Origin of the sequence: Rhodococcus sp. ACPA4 (assembly GCF_002300185.1) — a bacterium.
In the GTDB taxonomy this organism is placed as follows: domain Bacteria; phylum Actinomycetota; class Actinomycetes; order Mycobacteriales; family Mycobacteriaceae; genus Rhodococcus_F; species Rhodococcus_F globerula.
Window position 1 is genome coordinate 1,022,483 of the sequence record NZ_NSDY01000002.1, and the last position, 23,019, is coordinate 1,045,501.

General features: G+C 61.8%; 22 protein-coding genes. 14 read left to right on the forward strand and 8 right to left on the reverse strand.

Going from position 1 to position 23,019, the window contains the following annotated elements:
• The first annotated feature begins 30 nt into the window (after positions 1-30).
• Positions 31-1,437 carry a sensor histidine kinase gene (locus tag CJ178_RS28085; RefSeq protein WP_257013483.1) on the forward strand — a complete coding sequence of 469 codons (1,407 nt, stop codon included), beginning with the start codon at positions 31-33 and terminating at the stop codon, positions 1,435-1,437.
• Positions 1,438-1,493: 56 nt separating this feature from the next.
• Here the strand turns inward: CJ178_RS28085 and CJ178_RS28090 are convergent, their stop codons facing one another.
• A complete protein-coding gene (locus tag CJ178_RS28090) occupies positions 1,494-2,174 on the reverse strand; it encodes a response regulator transcription factor (protein ID WP_045069336.1) in 681 nt (226 codons plus the stop codon).
• 104 nt (positions 2,175-2,278) lie between these two features.
• Between CJ178_RS28090 and CJ178_RS28095 the strand changes: the two genes are divergently transcribed.
• Positions 2,279-2,986 (forward strand): metal-dependent transcriptional regulator, encoded by a 708-nt coding sequence (locus CJ178_RS28095; protein WP_095888487.1) that lies wholly within the window; start codon positions 2,279-2,281, stop codon positions 2,984-2,986.
• Positions 2,987-3,038: 52 nt separating this feature from the next.
• On the opposite strand, the gene CJ178_RS28100 is transcribed toward CJ178_RS28095, so the two are convergent.
• Together CJ178_RS28100 and CJ178_RS28105 are read right to left on the reverse strand one after the other, a co-directional pair.
• On the reverse strand, positions 3,039-3,221 hold the full coding sequence (locus CJ178_RS28100; protein WP_133637969.1) for a hypothetical protein: 183 nt from the start codon (positions 3,219-3,221) through the stop codon (positions 3,039-3,041).
• Between the two features lie 306 nt (positions 3,222-3,527).
• Positions 3,528-4,205, reverse strand: coding sequence for a TerD family protein (locus CJ178_RS28105; RefSeq protein ID WP_033234542.1), 678 nt, complete (start codon positions 4,203-4,205; stop codon positions 3,528-3,530).
• Positions 4,206-4,598: 393 nt separating this feature from the next.
• Here CJ178_RS28105 and CJ178_RS28115 point away from each other — a divergent pair, with 393 nt between their 5' ends.
• The 7 genes from CJ178_RS28115 to CJ178_RS28145 all read left to right on the forward strand — a co-directional run bounded on the left by CJ178_RS28115 (position 4,599) and on the right by CJ178_RS28145 (position 14,053).
• Positions 4,599-6,905, forward strand: a complete 2,307-nt coding sequence (locus CJ178_RS28115; RefSeq protein WP_245005950.1) for a putative bifunctional diguanylate cyclase/phosphodiesterase — start codon at positions 4,599-4,601, stop codon at positions 6,903-6,905.
• A gap of 187 nt (positions 6,906-7,092) precedes the next feature.
• Positions 7,093-9,261 carry a putative bifunctional diguanylate cyclase/phosphodiesterase gene (locus CJ178_RS28120; RefSeq protein ID WP_257013484.1) on the forward strand — a complete coding sequence of 723 codons (2,169 nt, stop codon included), beginning with the start codon at positions 7,093-7,095 and terminating at the stop codon, positions 9,259-9,261.
• A gap of 128 nt (positions 9,262-9,389) precedes the next feature.
• On the forward strand, positions 9,390-10,181 hold the full coding sequence (locus CJ178_RS28125; protein ID WP_045069865.1) for an SDR family NAD(P)-dependent oxidoreductase: 792 nt from the start codon (positions 9,390-9,392) through the stop codon (positions 10,179-10,181).
• 3 nt (positions 10,182-10,184) lie between these two features.
• Complete coding sequence (locus CJ178_RS28130) at positions 10,185-11,090, forward strand: TIGR03619 family F420-dependent LLM class oxidoreductase (RefSeq protein ID WP_095888490.1); 906 nt, start codon at positions 10,185-10,187, stop codon at positions 11,088-11,090.
• Positions 11,091-11,142: 52 nt separating this feature from the next.
• Entirely contained in the window at positions 11,143-11,829 is a 687-nt protein-coding gene (locus CJ178_RS28135; RefSeq protein ID WP_095888491.1) for a nitroreductase, read from the forward strand.
• A gap of 57 nt (positions 11,830-11,886) precedes the next feature.
• On the forward strand, positions 11,887-13,020 hold the full coding sequence (locus CJ178_RS28140) for a class I SAM-dependent methyltransferase (protein WP_095888492.1): 1,134 nt from the start codon (positions 11,887-11,889) through the stop codon (positions 13,018-13,020).
• A gap of 175 nt (positions 13,021-13,195) precedes the next feature.
• Entirely contained in the window at positions 13,196-14,053 is an 858-nt protein-coding gene (locus CJ178_RS28145) for a Bax inhibitor-1/YccA family protein (RefSeq protein ID WP_172937472.1), read from the forward strand.
• Between the two features lie 51 nt (positions 14,054-14,104).
• Here CJ178_RS28145 and CJ178_RS32935 read toward each other — a convergent pair whose 3' ends face one another.
• Positions 14,105-14,332 carry a PLD nuclease N-terminal domain-containing protein gene (locus tag CJ178_RS32935; protein WP_204368998.1) on the reverse strand — a complete coding sequence of 76 codons (228 nt, stop codon included), beginning with the start codon at positions 14,330-14,332 and terminating at the stop codon, positions 14,105-14,107.
• 115 nt (positions 14,333-14,447) lie between these two features.
• On the opposite strand from CJ178_RS32935, the gene CJ178_RS28155 reads away from it, so the two are divergent.
• Entirely contained in the window at positions 14,448-15,290 is an 843-nt protein-coding gene (locus tag CJ178_RS28155; RefSeq protein ID WP_095888494.1) for an SDR family oxidoreductase, read from the forward strand.
• Between the two features lie 89 nt (positions 15,291-15,379).
• Positions 15,380-16,123: an enoyl-CoA hydratase/isomerase family protein gene (locus CJ178_RS28160; RefSeq protein WP_257013485.1), complete on the forward strand. Its 744-nt coding sequence runs from the start codon at positions 15,380-15,382 to the stop codon at positions 16,121-16,123.
• Between the two features lie 51 nt (positions 16,124-16,174).
• On the opposite strand, the gene CJ178_RS28165 is transcribed toward CJ178_RS28160, so the two are convergent.
• Complete coding sequence (locus CJ178_RS28165) at positions 16,175-17,392, reverse strand: acetyl-CoA C-acetyltransferase (protein ID WP_033234533.1); 1,218 nt, start codon at positions 17,390-17,392, stop codon at positions 16,175-16,177.
• 123 nt (positions 17,393-17,515) lie between these two features.
• Positions 17,516-18,484, reverse strand: coding sequence for an SGNH/GDSL hydrolase family protein (locus CJ178_RS28170; RefSeq protein WP_045069350.1), 969 nt, complete (start codon positions 18,482-18,484; stop codon positions 17,516-17,518).
• A 71-nt stretch (positions 18,485-18,555) separates the two neighbouring features.
• On the opposite strand from CJ178_RS28170, the gene CJ178_RS28175 reads away from it, so the two are divergent.
• From CJ178_RS28175 to CJ178_RS28185, 3 genes are read left to right on the forward strand one after another with little or no spacing between them, the layout of a single operon-like run.
• On the forward strand, positions 18,556-19,941 hold the full coding sequence (locus CJ178_RS28175) for a cystathionine beta-synthase (RefSeq protein ID WP_033234532.1): 1,386 nt from the start codon (positions 18,556-18,558) through the stop codon (positions 19,939-19,941).
• 40 nt (positions 19,942-19,981) lie between these two features.
• The gene (locus tag CJ178_RS32540; protein ID WP_143547547.1) at positions 19,982-20,536 is read left to right on the forward strand and encodes a hypothetical protein; all 555 of its coding nucleotides are present in this window, start codon (positions 19,982-19,984) and stop codon (positions 20,534-20,536) included.
• Between the two features lie 44 nt (positions 20,537-20,580).
• Complete coding sequence (locus CJ178_RS28185) at positions 20,581-21,753, forward strand: cystathionine gamma-synthase (protein WP_045069354.1); 1,173 nt, start codon at positions 20,581-20,583, stop codon at positions 21,751-21,753.
• 53 nt (positions 21,754-21,806) lie between these two features.
• Here CJ178_RS28185 and CJ178_RS28190 read toward each other — a convergent pair whose 3' ends face one another.
• Both CJ178_RS28190 and CJ178_RS28195 read right to left on the reverse strand, forming a co-directional pair.
• Positions 21,807-22,604 (reverse strand): FAD:protein FMN transferase, encoded by a 798-nt coding sequence (locus tag CJ178_RS28190; RefSeq protein WP_033234529.1) that lies wholly within the window; start codon positions 22,602-22,604, stop codon positions 21,807-21,809.
• Positions 22,601-22,900 (reverse strand): hypothetical protein, encoded by a 300-nt coding sequence (locus CJ178_RS28195; protein ID WP_239654783.1) that lies wholly within the window; start codon positions 22,898-22,900, stop codon positions 22,601-22,603. The genes CJ178_RS28190 and CJ178_RS28195 overlap by 4 nt, the downstream gene beginning before the upstream one ends.
• Positions 22,901-23,019 lie beyond the last annotated feature (119 nt).

Genomic DNA, 23,019 nt, shown 5'->3' on the forward strand with positions numbered 1-23,019 from the left:
CGAGCGCATGGCGCGTCTACTGTCTTACTCGTGCACTCATCACTCACTGCGTGGACCGGCGGAATTCGTCGGCGGCTCAGGCCTGTGCGTACCCGTCTGACGGTGCTGGCGACGTTGTTGGTTGCGCTTACGTTGACTGTTGCGGCAGGGGCAGTGCTCTACGCTCTGCACCAGTCGTCGCGCCAGTCAGCCGACGTGGCAACTACAGCCCGTGCGAGGCAGATCGCGGCGGTCATTGAATCGAAGGGGCTTGCGGGCCTCGACGAGTCGTTGCTGACTGACAGTCGGTACGTCGACATCATTCAGGTGGTGGACGACGCGGGGCACGTGGTGTTCAGTGGGGAGCGCTATCCCGTTGGTCCGCTGGGCTCGGGGCTGCGGCCTGGCGAGGAACGACGGGAAAGCGGTTTGCAGACAACCCCGGACGGTCCCGCGTATCGCGGGGCACTTGTCGGTGCACTCGCCCCGGGTGGCGAAGCGGTCACGGTGGAGGTCGGGGCGGCCGAGAGTCGCCTCGATTCGCTTTTTCGCTTTGTTGCTGTGCTGGCCGCCGTGGTGATCCCGATCATCGTGATCGGGACAGCTGTCTTGACCCATTACTTTGTCGCCCGGACCCTGAAACCGGTTGACGACATTCGTAGACAGGTTGACGACATTACCGGTGGAGACCTCGATCAGCGGGTGCCTGTACCGGATACCGGCGACGAGATCGCCACTCTGGCAACCACAATGAATGCAATGCTCGAACGCATCGGCACTGCCCGGGCCGAGCAGATGCGCTTCGTGAACGACGCGTCGCACGAGCTCAACAGTCCGTTGACCACATTGGTGGGTCTGCTTGATCTGTCCCGGACAACGAAGCAGCCCATCGACCCGGAGACCGTCGCGACAGTCATGATGCCTGAGGCACTTCGGCTGCAAGGGATGGTTTCCGACCTGTTGTTCCTCGCACGCGCCGACGAACGCGGTGTGCCGCTGCGGCTGGCCGACGTTGACATCGACGAGGTGGTCAGCGCCGAGGTTGCACGGCTCGAAGCGCTTGGTCGGCATACGATTACCGCGAAGATCAGCGCGGTGCGGGTGCAAGGTGACGGCGAGAAACTGGCTCGTGCCTTGCGTAACATCGCGGACAACGCATCCCATCACACTCATGACCGTCTGGACTTCGCGATAACCGTCGACACCGATCGGCGTCATGTGAGTGTGACCGTGTCCGACAATGGGCCCGGGATTGCCGATGCCGATAAATCGCGAGTACTGCAACGCTTTGTCCGTCTCGACACTGTCCGTGAACGTAGCAGTGGGGGTTCAGGTCTCGGTTTGGCGATTGTCGACGAAATCGTGCGGGCCCACCACGGAAACGTCACTGTTGCAGATGCTCCCGACGGCGGCGCCACAGTCGGATTCACGCTCCCGGTGCCACCGTGGAGCGAATAGCCTCCACGATCGGTGCCGTGGAGCGAATAGCCTCCACGATCGGTACCGTGGAGCGACTAGCCTCCGCCGTCGGCTGCCAACCGGTAGCCGACTCCACGAATCGTTTCGATCGACTTGCACCCGAACGGGGTATCGATCCGTCGCCGCAGGTAGCTGACGTACACCTCCACGACGTTCTCGTCGCCTCGGTAGTTGATATCCCACACGGACTGGAGGATTTCGGTTTTGGTCACGACTTCGCCCTTGTGGCGCATCAAGAACTCGAGCATTCCGAATTCCCTTGGTGCCAAGGTCAACTCGGTATCTCCTCGTTTGGCAACGTGAGACGTGGGATCGACGCTCAGCGAACCCGCAGTCAGCACCACCGGCCGCTCCGGTGCGCCGCGGCGCACCAGAGCTCGCAAGCGCGCGATCAACACGACAAACGAGAAAGGCTTTGTCAGATAGTCGTCAGCGCCGAAATCGAAGGCATCGGCCTGGTCGTACTCTCCGTCCTTGGCGGTCAGCATCAATACTGGTGTCCACACACCGTCGCGGCGCAGCTGGCGCACCACCTCGTACCCGTTGAGTGCAGGCATCATGATGTCGAGTATCACGACGTCGAAATGCTCTGTAGTCGCCTTCTCCAGCCCAGCGCGGCCGTCATGTTCCACGTCCACGACCCAGCCTTCGGTCACCAGCATCCGGCGCACAGTTTCCGCGACATTACGGTCGTCGTCCACCACAAGAATTCGCACGGCTCTACTATCCCTGCTCCGGTCCGGCACCACCAAAGTCCGGTATCGGAACCACCACTGCGTTCGAGCAAGCACGACTTCTGTTTGGAAAGGCATCTGGCCGCGTGAAGGAAATCGTCAACACCACTGAGATGTATCTGCGCACCATCTACGACCTCAACGAGGATCGTGTCCCGGTGCGGCAATCTCGCTTGATCGAACGAATGCACCAAGCCGCTGCGACGGTATTTCACACTGTGACACGGATGAAACGAGCCGGTCTGGTCTCGATTGCCGACGATAACCTCATTGAACTTACCGATCCGGGAAGCATCCGTGCGATCGAGGTGACCCGCAAACATCGACTTGCCGAGCGACTGCTCACCGACGTCGTCAACATGCCAACGACACTTGTGCATGGGGAAGCCAGCCGCCTGCAACACGTCATGAGCGAGGAGGCTGAGCGGCGCATTGTCGACCTCCTCGGTGGTCCGACCACTTCGCCGTGGGGAAACCCCATCCCGGGGCTGGAGCACTTCGGAATTACAGTTGAATCAACGGGTGCAGCAACAAAACTGGCCGACATTCCGGAATCGACACTGCCTGTGGCCGGCGTCGTCAGGTCCATTTCCGAACATGCGCAGTCCGATCCCGAACTCATCAGGTTCCTGGTCAACGCCGGCGTCATTCCCGGTGCCCGCGTGACGATCAAGCCGAGTGGAAAGTCCTACGCTGTCAGAGGTCTTGATGAGATCGAAATCCCGAAGAAGCTGGCCCACATCATTGATGTCGACTGCACGTCCACTTCTTCGAATATATCGGCATTCAACTGACAGGTCAGAATTATTGCGGTACTTGACTATTCGTTTACGGCAGGGATGAAGGTCATTTCGGGGAATGGAATCCGTGGATGAATCCGCAGGCGATCCAGAAGGTTGCGGCAGCGGCGACGGTGACCCCGATCGACGCGGCGAGGTGAGAACTCGAGATCCACACCATGATCCCGAGGATGACGGCAACGATGACGATCAGCACTGTGTCGGTTCGCTTCACCCACATTCGGATCACCAGTTCAGTCTTGAGAAGCTCGAGGAGAACTTCCTCTCTGGTACCCGTGCCGGTGAGCCGCGAAACCGCGTGTGAAATGGCGAAATTGCGGCGCATTACGTGGCGACGGAGCTAGGTGATGCCCCGATCTCGAGGGAATCGGGGCACCACCGCCGACCAGGCTAAGCACATAGCACGGCCGACCCACTATCGGTGTCGAGTTGACCCCTCATGTCTGACCCCACAGAAATCGAGCCTAGCCAATTCCACAGTCAAATATGGACAAATTGCGCAATAGTGGCAGACCCTGATTGGTCTCGTCGCTGCCTATTTACGGCCCGCAGACCACTGCATGCCCCAACTGTAGGCGCGGTCGAGGTCGGACTGACTGCCGTTGATGTACTGCACTTCCCGGGTAACACTCACGCCTTGTCCAGAACTCTGGATGAAGGCGATTGCGCAGATGCGAGCCTGATTGCTCGCAGAGTCCAGTCGAACTTCCACTTGGGGTCCTGTGGTCGGCTCCAGGGTGACAACGCCGTCGACGGCAGCCCAGTTGGGTGCGCCGTCGTAGATCATCGCGAAGATCAGAATCCGTCGGAAGACGCTCGGGTCGGCGAGATTGACGTGCATGTTCTCGCCGCCGGTGTTCGAACCGCTGCGATCGTCGCCGTCCAACATGATGAACGGCGCGGTATTCAATGCTCCGAAGCTGTTGCCCAGTGCCTGGACAACCCCTTTGGAACCGTCTGCGAGTTCGTAGAGACAGCCGAGGTCGAGATCGACGGCACCAGATCCTGCGCCGGCGAGTTTGGCCAGGAAACCCGTTTTCTTCGGCGCGGCACCTTGTGACCAGTTGAGATTCACACGCATGTTTCCCTGGCGTTCGCCGGCCTTGGCGAGATTGACCGTCGGTGCGGCTTTGGTCAGTGTGATCTTGCTCAGATTGACCGAGCCTGTGGAGGGTGTGGATTCCGAGGGGCGCCGGGTGTAGTCGATTGCCATCGTAGTTGTCCTTCTCTGAACCCGAAGAGTTCGATCGTGGAACCTGGTGCGCGATCAGTTGCGAATTTTGTCCGTTGTGATGGTCGATCAGATCCCATTGTTCCTGATGTCCGATTTTGGTGACGGTGTGGACATCAACCGAGCCTCCTCGACCAGTGCGGAACCCTGCCGGTGTCACGGCCGGTGTCCGGCCGATGTCACGGTCGATTCACATGATGTTGCCATGACGGCGCTCGTGGTTTGCTGACTTTGGGGCAATCGTGTGGTTTCCTACCGTAGTGCCACTTGGACGTCCGTATCGATGGGTGAATTCTTGTTACGGCATAATTGCCCGATTGGTGCAAGGCTGCATGTAGGTCGGTCCGCACAGAGTCCGACGGGCGAGGGGGCTCGATGGGTTTCGAACCACGTTCGGCACTGCTCGCCGAGCAGCGCGCACTGACAGCGGCGCAGCGGCGTGACCTCAGGAACCGGCAGATCACCGTCAGCTTCACGATGTTGCCCTGGGCAGCAGCGGTACACCTTCTGGTTGTACTCGGATTGTCGATGTACGTCATTCCCGAGGACGGCGGCCTTTTGCTCAGGGCCTGGCCGATTGCTGCAGGAGTAGTCGGCCTTGTCGGCGCGTATGTAGGGGTTGCCGTCAGACGAGGGGCGATCGTGCAGTCCGAGCACCTTGCCTATATTTTCCTGGCATTCGAGTTTGCCGCCGCGGGTGTCCTCTACTCAGCGCTCGCGATTGTGTTGTACCCGATCCTCGACGACGCCGGCGACCTGGTGATGACGGGCACGATGGCGGCGATTATCGGTGCGGGTGCGCTGACTACGGCGGTGCTGCGTTCTCTAGGTGTCATCTGGATTCTGTCGAGTACGGTGATTCTCGGCATCGCGTTCTGGCAGCAACCAGGCCCGGAGTTCGGACGGCTTCTGATCAGTCTCCTGGTATACGGAACCGCGCTGATCGCCGGCACGATCGTGGTATCGGGGCATATCGAAGGGCGCTACAAAGCGGAACTCAGCGCCGCGGCAGAGCGGACTGTTGCGCAAATGCTGCTCGACGATTTCGAAGGCAATGCCGCGGATTTTGTGTGGGAGACCGATAGCAAAGGTCGGTTCTTGCGGATTCCCAGCAGGCTCGCGTTCGACGCCGGGATCGATCCGGCTGCGGTGCGAGGTGTGTCATGGCAGCAACTCTTTGCCGAGCTGGGGTCATACGAGCTACCTGGTGGACGTGACGCGTTGTTGGAACTGGAGAAGGCTCGCAGCGCAAAGGACGCGTTTGTCGACGTCATGCTTCCGGTGCGGGTACGCGACGCCATTCGGTGGTGGAAACTGTCCGGTCGGCCTACCCCCGGACTGGCACCTGACGATTTTGTCTGGCGAGGCGTCGGCTCGGACGTCACCGATGTGAAGATTCAGAGCGACGAAATCGTTCGCATGGGTCTGATCGACGCGCTGACCGGGATGCCGAATCGACACAATTTCTGGTTGGAACTCGAACGCAGCGTGCGTAACTCGGAGCAAGGGAAACCTCGGATCGCGCTTGCGATGCTCGACCTCGACAACTTCAAATCGGTGAACGACACGCTGGGACATTCGATAGGCGACGAAGTGTTGAAAGAGGTGGGAGCACGCCTGGTGGAGGTAGGCGGAGCAGCACACCTGTGTGCGCGTCTCGGCGGTGACGAGTTCGCAATCTTGTTCCGAACGGTTGACGATCACGACAGCGTGCACACGGATCTGCTGAGTTACGTCGATATTCTCCGAGAACCGGTTTTGGTGTCCGGTAACCGGTTGGATATCGGATGCAGCATAGGGTTCCACGTTCCGGCTGATCGGGGACAAACCGCTGATGCGCTACTGGTGGCGGCGGACCTTGCGCTCTACGCAGCCAAAGAATCGGGGCGAGGAACAATCCTCCAGTATCAGCATTCGATGCAACTGACCGCGACCAGACGCGCACATCTGTTGGAAGACATCGGAAATGGCGTATCGCCCGACGATATCGAGCTCCGCTTTCTGCCGCAGCTCGACGTGGCTTCGCGCTCGATAGTCGCGGTCGAGGTCAAAGCGACGTGGAACAACGCGAGGCTGGGAATGGTGCCGGCAACCGAATTCATGGTTGTTGTCGACGACGCCGGACTGTCGTCGACCGTCGGCTCGATGCTGTTCGAGAAGGCATGCAGCGCTGCGTCGAAAATGCCGGGTGATATCCGGTTGGCAATCAGCGTCTCTGGGCGCGAACTCGAATCGGATGGGCTTGTCGACCATGTTGCGGACGCGCTCGACAGATGGGGTGTTCTTGCTCGTCGAATCGAGTTGCAGCTCACCGAATCATCGGCGATCTCGGATCGAGCGAAGGCTGGGATGCGTGGGGTGGCTGGGCTTGGTGTTTCGTTGACCGTCGACGAGTTCGGAACCGGATTCTCGTCCCTTGCATCGCTGTCGGATCTCCCTTTTACTCGCGTCCGCGTCGATCGGTCGTTCTCGGGAACCGTTCCGGGGCAGTGGCCGATTCTTGCCGCCGTTGTGACCTTGGTCGAGTCGTTGGGTTTGGAGGCGGTGATGCTGGGGGTCGACAGCGAGGAGCAACTCGCAGGTGCGGCCGACATGAAAGTGCGGACGGTGCAGGGTCGTGTCGCGGGTGAGGCGATGACGCTCGAGAATCTGATGCGGATCTTGTCGGTGCACCATGAGTGAGAGCAGAGGGATGAGGCAGCAGGCATTCCACACGGTGCTTCATCTCATCGATCCGTCGTGGACGGGCGACCCCGCGTCGTACTACGAAGATCGAAGACTCCTCGTCCGCCGATTGCACTACTCCGCGCGTGTCATGCCCTTGTCATTCCTCATCGCAGCTTGTTCGTTGAGCATTATCGTTGCTTTCATGCCAGTCGAAACCGGTTGGTTCAGATGGACGTGGATGGCATTAATACTTGCAACCAATGTCGTGCTTACCGTTTTCTGGTTGACGCGGCTCAAGACGCGCGAGCCCGCGTGGGAGATCACGGGCCTTTTCGTCATGGCGGTTCAGGTACTCGTGTGGGGGGCGCTGCTGGCGTGGGCGGCGGTAGTTCTCTTCCCGCTTCTCGAAGCCGCCGAAGAATTGACGCTGACGGCAATCTTGTTGGGAGGCATAGTAGTAGGGATCATTCCGGTAGTCATGTTCCGGGGTTTGACGACAGTGTGGATCTTATTTGTCGGCGGTGGTCTGGCGTGGGGATTCTGGACTGAACCAGGTTCGGAGCGTTGGGTACTACTAGGATTGCTCGGTCTCTATCTCGTGTCGCTCCAATGCGGAACATTGGTGTTGGCAAACGTTTTCGAGCGTCGCCTCCGCGCAGAACTCAACGCGGAGGATCAGCGCGATCTTGTCGAACTGCTACTCAACGATCTCGAAGACGGTGCGCAGGACTGGCTGTGGGAAACCGACGACAAGGGTATCGCGGTGGCTGTGTCCCATCGTTTTGCGGAGAGTCTGGGATTGCCGGCCGCCGAGATCAGTGGACGGGCTATGAGCGAGATTCTGAAGGGCGTCGGGGCCGACAGAACAGCGACCGGACGCATTGCGCTCGACACACTTGTCGAGCGCCTCGACAACGGTGACGCATTCCGTGACATCGAATTGGACGTGTGGATCGGCGGTCGACCTCGACGGTGGTCGATGTCCGGGCATCGTAGGAGTGACAGCCTTTCCGACGGCGGTTGGCGCGGCGTCGGCTCCGACATCACGCGCGTTCATCAGCAGCGGGAGTACATTCGCGAACTTGCCGAGGTGGATTCGCTCACCGGACTTCAGAATCGGTACACGTTCACGGCGCGGTTGTCGAAGATGATCGCCGACGGAGACGATGTCTGGCTGGCCATGCTCGACCTCGACAATTTCAAGTCGATCAACGACCGCTGGGGGCACCGCGTCGGCGATAACGTGCTGGTCGATGTGGCGGCGCGGCTGAACGCCGTGCTGCGCCTGACGGAAATCTGTGCTCGACTCGGTGGGGACGAATTTGCCGTGGCTTTCAGCGGGATCGACGACGAGCAGGAAGTCAAGGAGCGGTTCCAGTCGATCGTCGATGCGATCGATGTTCCATTCGACCTCGCCGGCAACTCGATTCGGGTTCGGGGAAGTCTTGGATACGGTTCACTTCCGAATGATGCGGCAAACCTCGACGATTTGGTCGTTGTCGCGGACCTCGCGCTTTATCACGCGAAGGTGAGTGGTCGGAATCAGATTCGACGGTTCGACTCGACTCTGCGTGAGCGCGCTACCGGTAGGGCCAGGGCACTCCTGGATCTTCGAATGGCGGTGCAGAACGGCGAGTTCGAACTTGCCTACCAACCGCAGGTGTCGGCAGCCACTGGAGCGGTCGTGGGATTCGAGGCGTTACTGAGGTGGAACCACCCCGTCTCGGGTGTGGTTTCACCGGCTGACTTCATCTCGGTCGCGGAGGAAACAGGGCTTATCGTTCCTATCGGGGCAGAGGTCTTGCGCACCGCATCCGCACTGGCGACGACGTGGCCCGATCACGTGCGTATTGCAGTGAATGTTTCTCAGGTGCAGTTGCGTTCCGTGGGGTACGTCGAATCCGTTCGCGACGTTCTCCGCGAAACAGGCTTGGCTGCGGAGCGACTGGAGATCGAGGTGACGGAGTCGCTGGTCATCGACGACTCGGATCGAGAAGTCCTGCTACGGATCGCGGAGTTAGGTGTTGCCATCGCCATGGACGATTTCGGCACCGGGTACTCCTCGGTCGCGAGCCTGTCCTTGCTGCCGGTGGACAGATTGAAGATCGACCGAGCTTTCGTGAGTCAACTGGACGCGGATCCGACGGAGTCGAGAACCGCGGTATTTCGCGCCATTGTCGACATTGCCGAGTCGATGGGCTTGGAAACGGTTGCCGAGGGCGTCGAAACCGATCGTCAGAGAGCCGTGGTGACCGAGTGTGGCTGCCGCGTCGTTCAGGGCTATCTGGAAGGTCGCCCGATGCCGGCGGCGGACGTCGACGCGTTCATCGAGTCTCGCCGGAATTACAGATTGCCTTCTGCCGCTGAGTGAGAACGCGCGCCGCGTTTGGTTTCTCTTTGTGTGATGGTGCATTGCGGAGCGGCCTCATCTCGAGTTGCCGAGCGAGAACAGTGACGGAGTGATGTGTGGTGAGCGATTCGGCGTTTGTCCCGGGGCCGATGTTGGTGGGCAAGAAGGCGGTGGTGACGGGTGGCGCGCACGCCATCGGCGCCGCAATCGCACGGGCCTATGCGAGTCATGGCGCCCAGGTGCTTGTTGTCGACGTCGACACCGAGCCTGTCGCGGACATCGAATTCGATTCCACAGCAGGTGGTTCGGTTGCAAGTTTGTCCTACGACGTCCGCAAGGCCGAAATTCCGCAGGAGCTGATCGACTTCGCACCGGACATTCTGGTGAACAACGTCGGCCACTTTCTGGCACCGCCGCAAACCTTTTCAGCCACGACGCCGGCGTTCTGGTCGGACATGGGCAATATCAACTTCGACCAGGTTCTGCGCCTGACACATGCGCTGCTTCCCGGCATGATCGAACGCGGCGCAGGCGGATCGATCCTGAATCTGACCACGGTGGAAGCGCATCGGGCAATCCCGGGACACACCGTGTACTCGGCGTACAAGGCCGCGCTGACGCAGTTCACCAGAAGCCTCGGCGTCGAGATCGGTAGAACAGGCGTGCGCGTCAACGCAATTGCGCCCGATCTCATCGAGTCCGTGCAGGTGCCGTACCGGTCGATCGTGGCCGCCGACGACTGGGCCAAGTGGCCGCAGTGGGCACCGTTGGGTGGTCCGGGGCAACCAGTGGATATCGCCGGGCCGGCACTGTTTCTTGCATCAGACCTGGCGCGGTACATCACCGGCACCGTCATCCATGTCGACGGTGGCTCCCACGCCGCGGGCGGTTGGTTCCCCACCGAAGAGGGTGGTTGGACCAACCGCCCCCGAAAGGCTTGACCCATGACAACTTTGAGTCTCAACGTTCCGAACTTCGGCACTACGTTGGCAGCGGATTCCTACGGGAAACTGGTTCAGGTCTGTCAAAGCGCGGAGTCAGCCGGGTTCGATCGAGTCCTGGTCACCGATCACGTCGTGATGGGTTCGGACAACTCCGCATACACATGGTCGGCGTTTCCCACCGAGCCGGACGCGGATTGGCTCGAACCCTTGAGCGTGCTGGCTTTTGTTGCCGGACAGACCACAACGATTCGACTGGGCACTGGCATCGTGATCGCGGCGTTGCGCGGGGGAGCCGTGCTGGCCAAGACCGCGGCGACCATCGACCTTCTCTCGCGGGGACGCTTGGATCTCGGAGTCGGAACCGGTTGGCAGGAACGTGAATACGATGCTGCGGGAATCGATTTCGGCAAGCGCGGCCCGCTTCTCGACGACGCATTGGCGATCTGCCGGGCACTGTGGACTTCGGCACCGGCGAGCATCGACACACCCCGCCTGAAGTTCGACGACGTGTACTGCGCGCCTCGGCCAGCCACTGGAATCCCGATCTGGGTGTCAGGTTCGTTGTCGAAGGCCGTCGTGCGACGTGTCGCAACCTGGGGCGACGGGTGGATTCCGATCATGGGTGCCACCAATGACGACCTGCGAGAGGGTGGGGCCGTCATCCGTAAGGCGATGGCGGATCTCGGACGGGATGCGTCGACCCTGGACATTCGCGGACGTTTGACGATTGCCAGGGCGACGGACGGATCGATCGATCTACGTGCAACGATGCTCGGGGCCGAAGAACTTGTCGACGCCGGCGCGACCGATGTATTGGTGGCTCTCGGAGCTCTCGATCCGAACCCGGACGAGGCAATGGCTGTCTTCGGGGAACTGGCGTCGGCCTTCAAAACCGCAACCGGTTAGGGTCTAACGAACGCTAGAAAGACACGCTGGTCAAGACCGAGGAGACGCATACATGACCGAGAACACCGCCACCCTGTCGAGCCTCGAATCGCTCCTCGACTCCCGAATCAGTTGCCGGGCCTATGAGGATCGTCAGGTTCCTCGTGATGTCATCAACGAGATCCTGCGGCTCGCGCAGAAGACACCGTCGTGGTGCAACACCCAACCGTGGCAGGTGGCAATCACCGAAGGCGAGGGCACCGAAAAGTTCCGGGCCGGTCTAGGCGCTTATGTCATGGCCAATCCGCAGGAATCCGATTTCGAGTTCCCGCGCGAGTATCAAGGTGTCTACAAGTCGCGCCGGTTCGATTGCGCGATGGCACTGTACTCGAGCGTCGGAATCGAACACGGTGACCGCGCCGGGTCCGGAGCTCAGACCATGAAGAACTTCGAGCTCTTCGGCGCTCCGCACGTCGCCATCATCACCACGGACGAGGCTTTGGGGACCTACGGGGCCGTCGACTGTGGGCTTTACGTCAACAGCTTTCTCCTCGCTGCTCAAAGCCTTGGCGTCGCGACTATCCCGCAGGCGGCACTTGCCGGTTGCTCCAAGTTCATCCACGAGCACTTCGGCATCGACGACACCCGCAACGTTGTGTGCGCGATCTCCTTCGGATACGCGGACACGGAACACCCCGTGAACGGGTTCCGCACTGCTCGCGAGGACGTCGACAACGTCGTGCAGTGGATGTCGAACTGATCACCTGCTCGGAGCGGGATTGAGTGTTGGGCAGGCGGACCTGAGAGACTGGTCCGCATGTCCGACACCCCCGAAATGTTCGATCGACTCCGCCGCTTTCCCGACATCGAGGCACCCAATCTATTTGCTGTCGATGCGGCTGATCGGCTGATCCTTGACGAGGCAGCTGACGCACTTGCGGCGGCGCCGTCGGGATCGGTAGTTGTTGTCGGCGATCACTACGGAGCGTTGACGGCCGGAGCGGTTCTCGAGCACGGCCGGTCCGAGGTGCGTGTCTACCAGGACCCGCTCACCGGCGAACTGGCGTTGGCGAACAATGCCCGCGAACTCGGATTCACCGAGCGCTATACGTCGCACGGACTGGGCGAAGCCCTGCTGCGCGGCGCTCGCGTTGTCCTCATGCAGTTGCCGCGCAGCCTCGCCGAGCTGGGGGAGATCAGCCAGCTGATCGCGCTCCACGCCGATCCGGAGGTACGCGTCTTTGCAGGCGGGCGCGACAAGCACATCACCCCGGCCATGAACAAGGTTCTCGCAGAGTCCTTTTCATCGGTCAGTGCGTCGCGCGGCCGGCAGAAGTCCCGTGTTCTGCGGGCCGCTGAGCCGAAGCCCGATGTCGCGGTCACGTTCCCGATGACCGAGTGGCTCGACGAATTCGGTCTCGACGTGGTTGCACACGGAGCGGTGTTTGCCGGTGCGAGCCTCGACATCGGAACCCGGTTGTTGCTCGAGAATCTGGGCAAGATCGACATCACGCCCCGGGACGTCGTCGACCTGGGCTGCGGCAGTGGCATTTTGGCGACAGCGATCGCGCTGAAGTTCGCAGACGCGCAGGTCGTTGCCACGGACCAGTCGTCGGCGGCGGTGGCGTCGGCGATCGCCACGGCGTCGGCCAACGGCGTCGGAGATCGAGTTCGCGGCCTGCGGGACGACGCCATGAGCACTCTGCCCGACGCCAGTGTCGACCTGGTCCTCCTGAACCCGCCGTTCCACGTCGGTGCCGCCGTTCATACCGGTGGTGCACTCAAGCTGTTCGAGGCAGCAGGTCGGGTACTGCGTCCGGGCGGGCAGCTATGGACCGTGCACAACGCCCACCTGGGATACCGGGAACCGTTGAAAGCAGCAGTCGGTGAGAGTCAAGCGATGGCGAAGAACGCGAAGTTCATCGTCATGCGATCGATCAAAGCGTCCTAGTATCGGGAACTGTTGACCCACCGGAAACCTGCCGGGAACTACGGCGAACGCTCCGACGTTGTAAATTACGAGTGCTTTACTTTTAGTGAGTACACGGACCGGTCGGAAACTCGGATCCGTTCGGCGAACCCGCGACGCACCCGTCGCAGGTCACCACGATGAAGGGATGATCACGGTGCGCACCACCAGCAACCCGGTGTTCCGCAATCTGCCCAAGCAAGAGGGCAACGGATACGCCTCGTTCGGATCTGCGACGGCGGGCGCCTCGCAGGTCACCCAGCAGTTCGGCCAGCCGCAGTACGCTCCGGCCGAGCCGTACCAGACCGGCCCCACCTCGCGGGCTATGACAATCGACGATGTTGTCACCAAGACGGGCATGACGCTCGGTGTGCTTGCGTTGACCGCGCTGGTCTCGTACTTCCTCGTGAACAACGACCCGAGTCTCGCATCGCCGTTTGTGATCGTCGGCGGTCTGGTCGGACTTGTCTTGGTTCTCGTTGCGACTTTCGGTCGCAAGATGGACAACCCGGCCATCGTGCTGGCTTATGCCGCGTTCGAGGGCCTCTTCCTGGGGGCTCTGTCATTCATGTTCACTGCCCCGATCGAAGCGGCTGGCGGTGTGTCGGCCTCGGTGCTGATCTCACAGGCAGTTCTCGGCACGTTCGGCGTGTTCTTCGGCATGCTTGTGGTCTACAAGACCGGCGCCATTCGTGTGACGCCGCGACTGACCCGCATGATCATCGGTGCCTTGATCGGCGTCGTGGTTCTGGCTCTGGGTAACCTCGTCGCCAGCTTCTTTATCGACGGCGGACTCGGCCTGCGTGACGGTGGACCAATCGCCATTATCTTCAGCCTGGTCTGCATCGGTCTCGCAGCCTTCAGCTTCCTGCTCGACTTCGATGCCGCTGATCAGCTGATCCGCGCTCAGGCTCCGGAGAAGGCAGCGTGGGGCGTCGCCCTCGGCCTCACCGTCACCTTGGTCTGGCTGTACGTCGAGATCCTGCGCCTGCTGAGCTACTTCAGTCGCGACTGACAACTCGCAGTAACAAGAATGGCCTCCGCGATGCGGGGGCCATTTCTTTTGTCATAGTGCGTTCTGTCGACGCCTGCTCGCGAAGAACCACGCCGCAGGCCCGACGATCGGCAGGATGACGGAGAGGGCAGACCATCCGATTTTTGCGACCGGATCGGCATCGGACCTCACGATGGACACCACCGCAGTCACCGTGAGAACGATCCACAACAGCATGAACACAGACCAAGCGATGTCGAAACCGATCGGCACCGTCGGATTGTGAGTCTCTTCATTCACGTCGTACTCCTCCATTCCCGCCCCCGTCCCCCGTAGACGAGTCCAGGGAGGCACTGGCATTAACCGTATAGACAGGGTCTCCCTCCTTCGGGCAAACCGAGTTTGACTGTGTGTCATGTCTGAAAAGAAGGTGTGGTTCATTACCGGCGCTGGTCGAGGAATGGGTGTCGACATCGCCCAAGCCGCGCTCGCCGCCGGACATTCGGTCGTCGCGACGGGACGAAACGCGGACCGGGTCGAGAAGGCTATCGGTGCACATGAGGAGCTACTCGCCGTTGCTCTCGATATCACCTCAACCGAAGCGGCGCAGGCGGCAGCTGCGACTGCAGTCGAACGATTCGGTCGAATCGACGTGTTGGTCAACAACGCCGGAAACTTCTACGCCGGTTACTTCGAGAACATCAGTCCTGAACAGTTCCGGGCGCAGATGGAAACCAATTTTTTCGGCCCGCTCAACGTGACTCGTGCTGTCCTCCCCGTCATGCGGCGCCAGCGCAGAGGTCAGGTCATCACCATCACGTCCACTGCCGGTCTGATCGGTCAGGAGTTCTGTGCCGCCTACGCCGCATCGAAGTTCGCTCTGGAAGGGTGGATGGAGTCTCTGCGCTTCGATCTCGAGCCGTACGGCATCAGCACGATGGCTGTGGAGCCCGGGTTCTTCCGGACGGAACTGTTGGTCGAAGGCTCGTCCACGATCTGGCCGGAGCTCGAGATCGAGGACTACGCGGAACGTACTGCTCAGACGATCGAGGCGTGGAAGATCATGAACGGACAGCAGGGAGGCGACCCCAAGAAGCTCGCCCGAGCTCTCGTTACTCTTTCCGACTCGGAGACATTGCCGCTGCGATTCGTCGCCGGCACTGACGCAATAAGCGGAGTCGAGCAGAATCTCGTCGTCATTTCGGGCCAGATCGATGCGAACCGCGACCTGTCGGAATCTCTGTCCTACGACTCCTGACACCTTCTTTTGTCGGTGCGACCGGGTTACGGTGCTTGGGATACCTAGCAGTTGCTTGGTTCCTATCGATGAAGGGCGTGCGTATATCCATGTCGACACCTGTACTCGTCTCGGACAACGGATCTGTGCGGACCGTGACGCTCAACAAGCCGGAGCGGCTCAACGCTTTTGATGCCGCTGGCTTTCGGGCTCTGACCGAAGCGCTCGACGACGCGGCCGCGGATTCAATGGTCGCGGTGGTGGTGATCGAAGGTGCTGGGAAGGCATTTTCGAGCGGAGTGGATCTGCGCGCGCTCTCCGAACCCGGGGCGGACACCGCTGATTTCGGACACGCATTTGCGCCGCTGATCGTCGCGTTGGTGGAGTTCCCGAAGCCGCTCGTCGCCGCCGTTCACGGCGCCGCTGTCGGTATCGGTCTGACGATGTTGCTCTTCTGTGACGTCGTCTACGTTGCCGACGACGCCCGGTTGCGTGCTCCGTTCACATCACTCGGAACAGCGCCCGAGGCCGCGAGCAGTTGGATGCTACCTAAAGTGGTTGGCACACAACGTGCATCCGAACTTCTGTTGACGGCCAGGTGGCTGAGCGGAAAAGAAGCAGCCGAGATCGGCATTGCGGTCGCGGCAGTTCCGGCTGATCAGCTACATCCCCGAGCGATGGAGGCTGCGTCGCAGATCGCGGGCAATGTCCGACCCGCAGTCCTGGCCGCGAAAAAGCTACTGCGCCAAGGATGGTCGGAGGAAGCCCGAGCGGCAGTACAGCGCGAGGATGATGCCGCGCGAGAGTTGATTCGCGAGTTGGGCAGTTTTGCTCAGAAATTCACGACTACATGAAAACGGCCGCCCGGCAGAAGCCGGGCGGCCGTTTTCGACGTGCTCAGGAGATCAGCTGAGGCGCTCGATCACCATTGCCATGCCCTGTCCGCCGCCGACACACATGGTCTCGACGCCGAAGGTCTTGTCCTGCTCGCGCAGGTTGTTGATCAGGGTGTTGGTGATACGTGCACCGGTCATACCGAAGGGGTGGCCGAGTGCCAGTGCACCGCCGGAGATGTTGAGCTTGTCCTCGTCGATGCCGAGCTCACGAGCAGATCCGATGACCTGGACCGCAAAAGCCTCGTTGATCTCGAACAGGTCGATGTCGGAAATCGACTTGCCCGCGAACTTCAGGGCGTTCTTGACGGCCTGGATCGGGCCGAGGCCCATGATCTCGGGGGACAGACCCGAGACGCCGGTGGAGACGATGCGGGCGAGGGGCGTCAGGCCCAGAGCCTTGGCCTTGGTGTCGGACATGATCACCAGAGCGGCAGCGCCGTCGTTGAGCGGGCAGGCGTTGCCTGCGGTGACGGTGCCGTCGGGACGGAAGACGGGCTTGAGGCCGCTGATGCCTTCGTAGGTGGTGCCGGCGCGCGGGCCGTCATCCTTGGAGACGACGGTGCCGTCCGCGAGGGTGACCGGGGTGATCTCACGCTCGAAGAAGCCACGGTTGATGGCTTCCTCTGCGCGGTTCTGGCTGCGAACAGCGAAGCGGTCCTGATCTTCGCGGCTGATGCCGGTAGCGGAGGCAACGTTCTCTGCCGTCTGGCCCATGCCCAGGTAGACGTCGGGGAGCAGGCCCTCTTCGCGAGGATCGGTCCAGGCGACTCCACCTTCGGCGAGCTTGGCGCTACGCGCCTGCGCTGCGTCGAAGAGCGGGTTCTTGGTGTTCGGCAGGCCGTCTGCGTTGCCCGTGACGAAGCTGGAGACGGACTCGACGCCGGCGGAGATGAAGACGTCACCCTCGCCTGCGCGGATGGCGTGCAGTGCCATACGTGTGGTCTGCAGCGACGAGGAGCAGTAACGGTTGACTGTCACGCCGGGGAGGAAGTCGTAGCCCAGCTGAACTGCGACGACGCGGGCGATGTTGAAGCCCGACTGTCCGGCAGGCTGACCGCAACCCATGATGAGGTCGTCGATCTCGGTGGGGTCGAGCTCGGGGATCTTCGCCAGCGCGGCTGCAACCATCTGGGTGGCGAGGTCATCGGGGCGGATGTCCTTGAGTGAACCCTTCATTGCGCGGCCGATGGGCGACCGTACTGCTGAGACGATTACTGCCTCGGGCATGAAAACTCCTTTTGTGTACTGCGTGGTCGGCGCAGACGACTGCGCGACGAGCAGGGCAAGATGAATGCAGCTTCGACTGCCAATTTACGTTGCCGACCCGAAAACAGGGGCACGGAGTCTCACTCAGTCGTCGCCAAGCTCCTGTACTGCGGGTTTCGGGTGGCCGATCCACCCAACGCGGTGCAGAGCAGTGGATACGCGGGCAGCCATCGTCTGTGCCTGTGCGGCGTCCGAGATCTGGGGGAGATCGGGGAGTGGTCCGCCGGTCCATTCGCCTAACGCCGCAGCGAGCACCGGCACGATCTGGCGGGCCGCGAGCTCGTAGCCGGCCGCCGACGGGTGGAACCGATCAGCCGAGAACATCGTGTCAGGCGAAGCGAGGAATTCTTTTGCGAGCAGATCGGCCAGCGGAACAGGATGCCCACCCGCAGCTCTTGTCGCCGACGCCTGCGCTGCCGCCAAACGATGTCCCCACTCGCGTACGACGGTTCGCAGCGGTTGTGGGATCGCGGTGACCACCCCCAGATCGGGACACGTGCCGACCACGACGACGGCGCCGCTCTCACGCAAGCGCCGTACTGCGTCACCGAGACGCCTGGCCGATGCTCGAATAGCGTTCTTGGCAGTCACGTCGTTTGCGCCGATCAGGATCACCGCCGCGTCCGGCGCCGCCCCGGCAATGAACATGGCGTCGACCTGGCCACTCAAACCGCGCGACGTGGCGCCGCCGATAGCCTTGGTGCTCAGGCGGATTCGCTTCCCGGTCTCCTCCGAGAGGAGTTTCGCGATCCGCACCCCCGGTACCTCGTCCGCGGTCACGGCGCCAACACCAGCGGCTGACGAATCGCCGAAAATCATCAGATGGAGGTCGAACGGAACGCCGCGCCACCACCGCTCCGGTGCGTCGATGCCCGGCGAATACACACCGTCCGCTTCGGGTGGTTTGGAGACATTGCGTCCGATCAAGCCGCGTGCGGCACCGGCCTGCGACATCAGGTACTGGTACGCCAACCACGTCGCCGTGCCGGCGCTCGACCCGGCCACCACTGTGGCCACCGACGCTTTCACTCCGGTCCGACTCACAGTGGTCAATCTAGCCGGATCGCCGCACCTTCGCCCGACGTCTACGCGCAGCGATTCGCCGGATCTGGGAACATGGAGCGATGCGCATCGCGGAACACGTCGTAGACCTCATCGGCAACACCCCACTCGTCAAACTCACGTCCGTCACGGGCGAGAACTACGGCACTGTGGCAGCCAAGGTCGAATACCTCAACCCGGGCGGTAGCTCCAAGGACCGTATCGCCGTCAAGATGATCGACGCGGCGGAGGCCTCCGGAGAATTGAAGCCGGGCGGCACCATCGTCGAACCGACGTCAGGCAACACCGGAATCGGTTTGGCGCTCGTCGCTCAGAAACGCGGATACAAGTGCGTGTTCGTCTGCCCCGACAAGGTCAGCGAAGACAAGCGAAACGTTCTGCGTGCTTACGGAGCCGAGGTAGTCGTCTGCCCCACAGCCGTCGCACCCGAGCACCCCAACAGTTACTACAGCGTCTCCGATCGGCTCACCCGTGAGATCCCGGGTGCCTGGAAGCCCAACCAGTACTCCAACCCGGGCGGACCGGCAAGCCACTACGAGACCACCGGCCCCGAGATCTGGGCAGACACCGACGGCAAGATCACGCACTTCGTCGCCGGCGTCGGCACCGGTGGAACCATCACCGGCACCGGCCGCTACCTCAAAGAGGTGTCGGGCGGCAAGGTCAAGGTTGTCGGCGTCGACCCCGAAGGTTCCGTCTACTCCGGCGGCACGGGTCGTCCGTACCTGGTCGAAGGTGTCGGCGAAGATTTCTGGCCCACGGCTTACGACCCGTCCATTCCGGACGAGATCATCGCCGTGTCGGATGCGGACTCCTTCGAGATGACGCGTCGTCTGGCCCGTGAAGAAGGCCTGCTGGTCGGTGGATCGTGCGGCATGGCTGTCGTCGCGGCACTCGAGGTCGCCAAGCGCGAAGGCCCCGACGCACTTGTTGTCGTACTCCTTCCCGACGGTGGCCGCGGCTACCTGTCCAAGATCTTCAACGATCAGTGGATGGCGTCGTACGGCTTCCTGCGGACTCCGCTCGACGGCAAGGCAAACGTCCCCACCGTGGGCGACGTGCTGCGCGGAAAGTCGGGAGAACTGCCCGATCTCGTGCACACGCACCCATCGGAAACCTTGCGTGACGCCATCGAGATCCTGCGTGAATACGGTGTGTCACAGATGCCGGTGGTTGGTGCCGAACCGCCCGTCATGGCAGGTGAGGTGGCCGGCAGTGTCACCGAACGTGATCTGCTCAGCGCAGTATTCGAAGGCCGTGCGCAACTTGCCGATTCGGTCGAAAAGCACATGAGTGCGCCGTTCCCGCTCATCGGATCGGGCGAGCCGGTCTCGGCCGCGACCAAGGCACTCGGCGATACTGACGCCCTCATGGTCGTCGACGACGGTAAGCCCGTCGGTGTCATCACCCGCCACGACCTTTTGGGATTCCTCAGCGCCGGATCCTGAGACATCCGAGTTTGTCCCCCGGAAGGTAGGGTCAGCGCCCATGGGGGACAAACTCGTCGGATATATCGGTGTTCTTGCGGCAGTGCTGGTGACAACGGCGTGTAGTTCGACGGTTGCCGGCACTCCGCAAGCAGCATCGGGGGCAAAGGTAGCGGTGTCGACTAGCGCCCCGTCTGGGAAGTCGACTACCACCAAAACGGCGCCGACGACGGTTAGGCCGACGGCATCGCTCGCTCCGGCCTTCTCAGGCTCGGTGAAATGCTCGACCCTCATGCCGGCAGTCCGTGACATCGTCGAACCGTACGGCGCCCCCAACGACATGCCGAACGGGTGCATCTGGATGGACGGCGGCAGGTCCATCGCCATCACGTCCTTTACGATGACCAACTCGCAGAGTACGCGCGACACGATGGCAAAAAGTGGATACGACCTGCAGGACCCGCGACTGAGAAGTTTGGGTGCGGTTGCCAAAGGTGGTCTGACGATCACTGTTCTCTCACCCGAACACATGACCATGGTGATGTACAGCCCCGACCTCACCGAGACCGCCGCGTTGGATGCGGCAATCAGAGTCGTGGAGTTGGTCGAGAACTGACACAGCCGCCCTGCATCGGCGAGGTGGCTACTAGTCTGGTGGGCATGAGCGAGCAACGCAGCAAGGCCGACAACATCAGCTGGCAGGGTTTCTCCACGAAAGCGGTACACGCGGGCTACGAGCCCGATCCGCTGACCGGTGCCGTCAACGTTCCGATCTACGCGAGTTCGACCTTCGCGCAAGACGGTGTGGGTGGGATGCGCAGTGGATTCGAGTACGCGCGCACGGGCAATCCCACTCGTCGACCGCTCGAAGCGAACCTGGCGGCACTCGAATCAGGTAGCTACGGTCGGGCTTTCAGCTCGGGCATGGCTGCCACTGACTGCCTCCTCCGATCCGTTCTGCGCCCGGGTGACCACCTCGTCATCCCCGACGACGCTTACGGCGGAACCTTCCGACTCATCGACAAGGTGTTCACACAGTGGGGCATCGAGTACACCCCGGCTCCGGTCTCGGACGTCGACGCGGTACGCGCAGCGATGCGACCCAACACCAAGCTGGTGTGGGTGGAAACACCCACGAACCCACTGCTCAACATCGGTGACATCGAACTCCTGGCCGAGGTTGCGCACGAGGGCAATGCAAAGATCGTGGTGGACAACACCTTTGCCTCGCCCTACTTGCAGCAGCCCCTGCAGTTGGGCGCCGACATCGCTCTGCACTCCACTACCAAGTACATCGGTGGACACTCCGATGTGGTCGGTGGCGCACTGGTCTGCGACGACGAAGAGCTCGACCACGCTTTCGCGTTCCTGCAGAACGGTTCCGGCGGCGTTCCCGGTCCGTTCGACGCCTTCCTCACGCTGCGCGGCATCAAGACATTGGCATTGCGGATGGAGCGTCACAGCGACAACGCCGAAAAGGTTGTCGAACTGCTCGACGGGCACCCCGCCGTCGCGAGCGTCATCTACCCGGGTCTCGCCTCGCATCCGTCGCACAAGGTTGCGGCCAAGCAGATGCGGCGATTCGGCGGCATGATCTCCGTGCGGCTCAAGGGTGGCAAGGCTGCTGCTCTCGACTTGTGCTCACGCACCGAAATCTTCACGCTCGCAGAATCTCTCGGCGGCGTCGAATCGCTCATCGAGTTCCCGGGCGCTATGACCCACGCGTCGACGGCCGGTTCGGCGCTCGAAGTTCCCGACGACCTGGTCCGTCTGTCGGTTGGTATCGAAGATGCCTCCGACCTGGTCGGCGATATCGAGCAGGCGCTGGCGTAACTCTGTGCTGTGCGCCTTTGTCAACCGCGGGCGGTTGACAAAGGCGCACAGTGTCAGTCGTCCGGCCACCCTGCCAGGGTGGTGACCCGGAACTCCTGATCGACCAGGCGGGCCGGGCGATCCAGCTTGTGCAGCCAATCGATGGCGGAGCCGCTCATTCCCACGGCTACCCGGCTCAGTGCTGCTGCCTCCGCACAGGATTCGGCTATCACCGATACCGTGCGCCACATCGATGTTGCCGTCGATTCCCGGGCAAGCGGCTTGACGGTGCTGGCCGTCGCGATGCCGCACCCGGAAGGAACGGCAACCTGACACGTGGGGTCACCCGGGAGATCTTGAACCTGAATCTGCCAGCCGCCTTCCGGCGACGGTCCGGCCACGGCTATGTCTCCGCCCAAGGCAACGAGAACCCCGCAGCCGAGAAGTTCGGCTGTGGTTGCGGCGCAATGGTCAGCCGAACTGGCGCGCGCAGTGGCGGATAGATCGAGGACAACGTCGGCCGGGCTGAACACCCGGTTGCTCTCGACGCGGATCTTCCACCAGGAGTGTGGATCTCGCGAGCCTGCCGTTGGGGTGAGTTTGCCGTCGGTGAGGCGCGCGATCGCGAGTGCGTCCGTGAGGAAATGCGCAAACATCGGCGTTATGGGGGCGCCGTCGACCTCGAGAGCCGGGCCGGATCCGAATGTGCGGATCTCGGAGTCTGCGCGATCGCGATTGGTGGCCGCGTCGGCAGCGCTCAGATAACCCCGCACGAGACTGGCGGCGGAGGCGAGGGCGCCGGGATCGGTGACGACTACGCGTGCCTGGACGCCCCAGGTGAGCCATTCGGTTGCGGCGCGTGGTGCGTTCACGAACCGTTCGAGACGGCGTCCGGAACTCCGAACCCGCTGGCTACGACCAGTCGTGATGCGGCCGCATGCTTCGAGGTGGTGTCGGTGGAGATGGCCGTCGTGGTGGAACTGTCGGTGGGGTTGGAAACGAGGGATAAGCCACCACTTGCGATGGCGCCCGCAACAGCCGTCGCAGCAAGCGCGAGGTGAACGGGTCGGTATGCCGAGGTGCGAGCCCGAGTGGGCCGTGTCCGATCGTCGCTCATGTCCACAGCCTGCCCGCCGAACCTGAGAAAAGCCTTGGGGTATGTGGTCATTTGGGTAACGTCTGACGTGATAAATGAGACATTGGTTACAGGTTGGTGTGCCACCGGGGATATCGAATGCATGTTCGAAACCCTAGGCGGTGCCACCGACAGGTTCGGCCGGCTCGTGG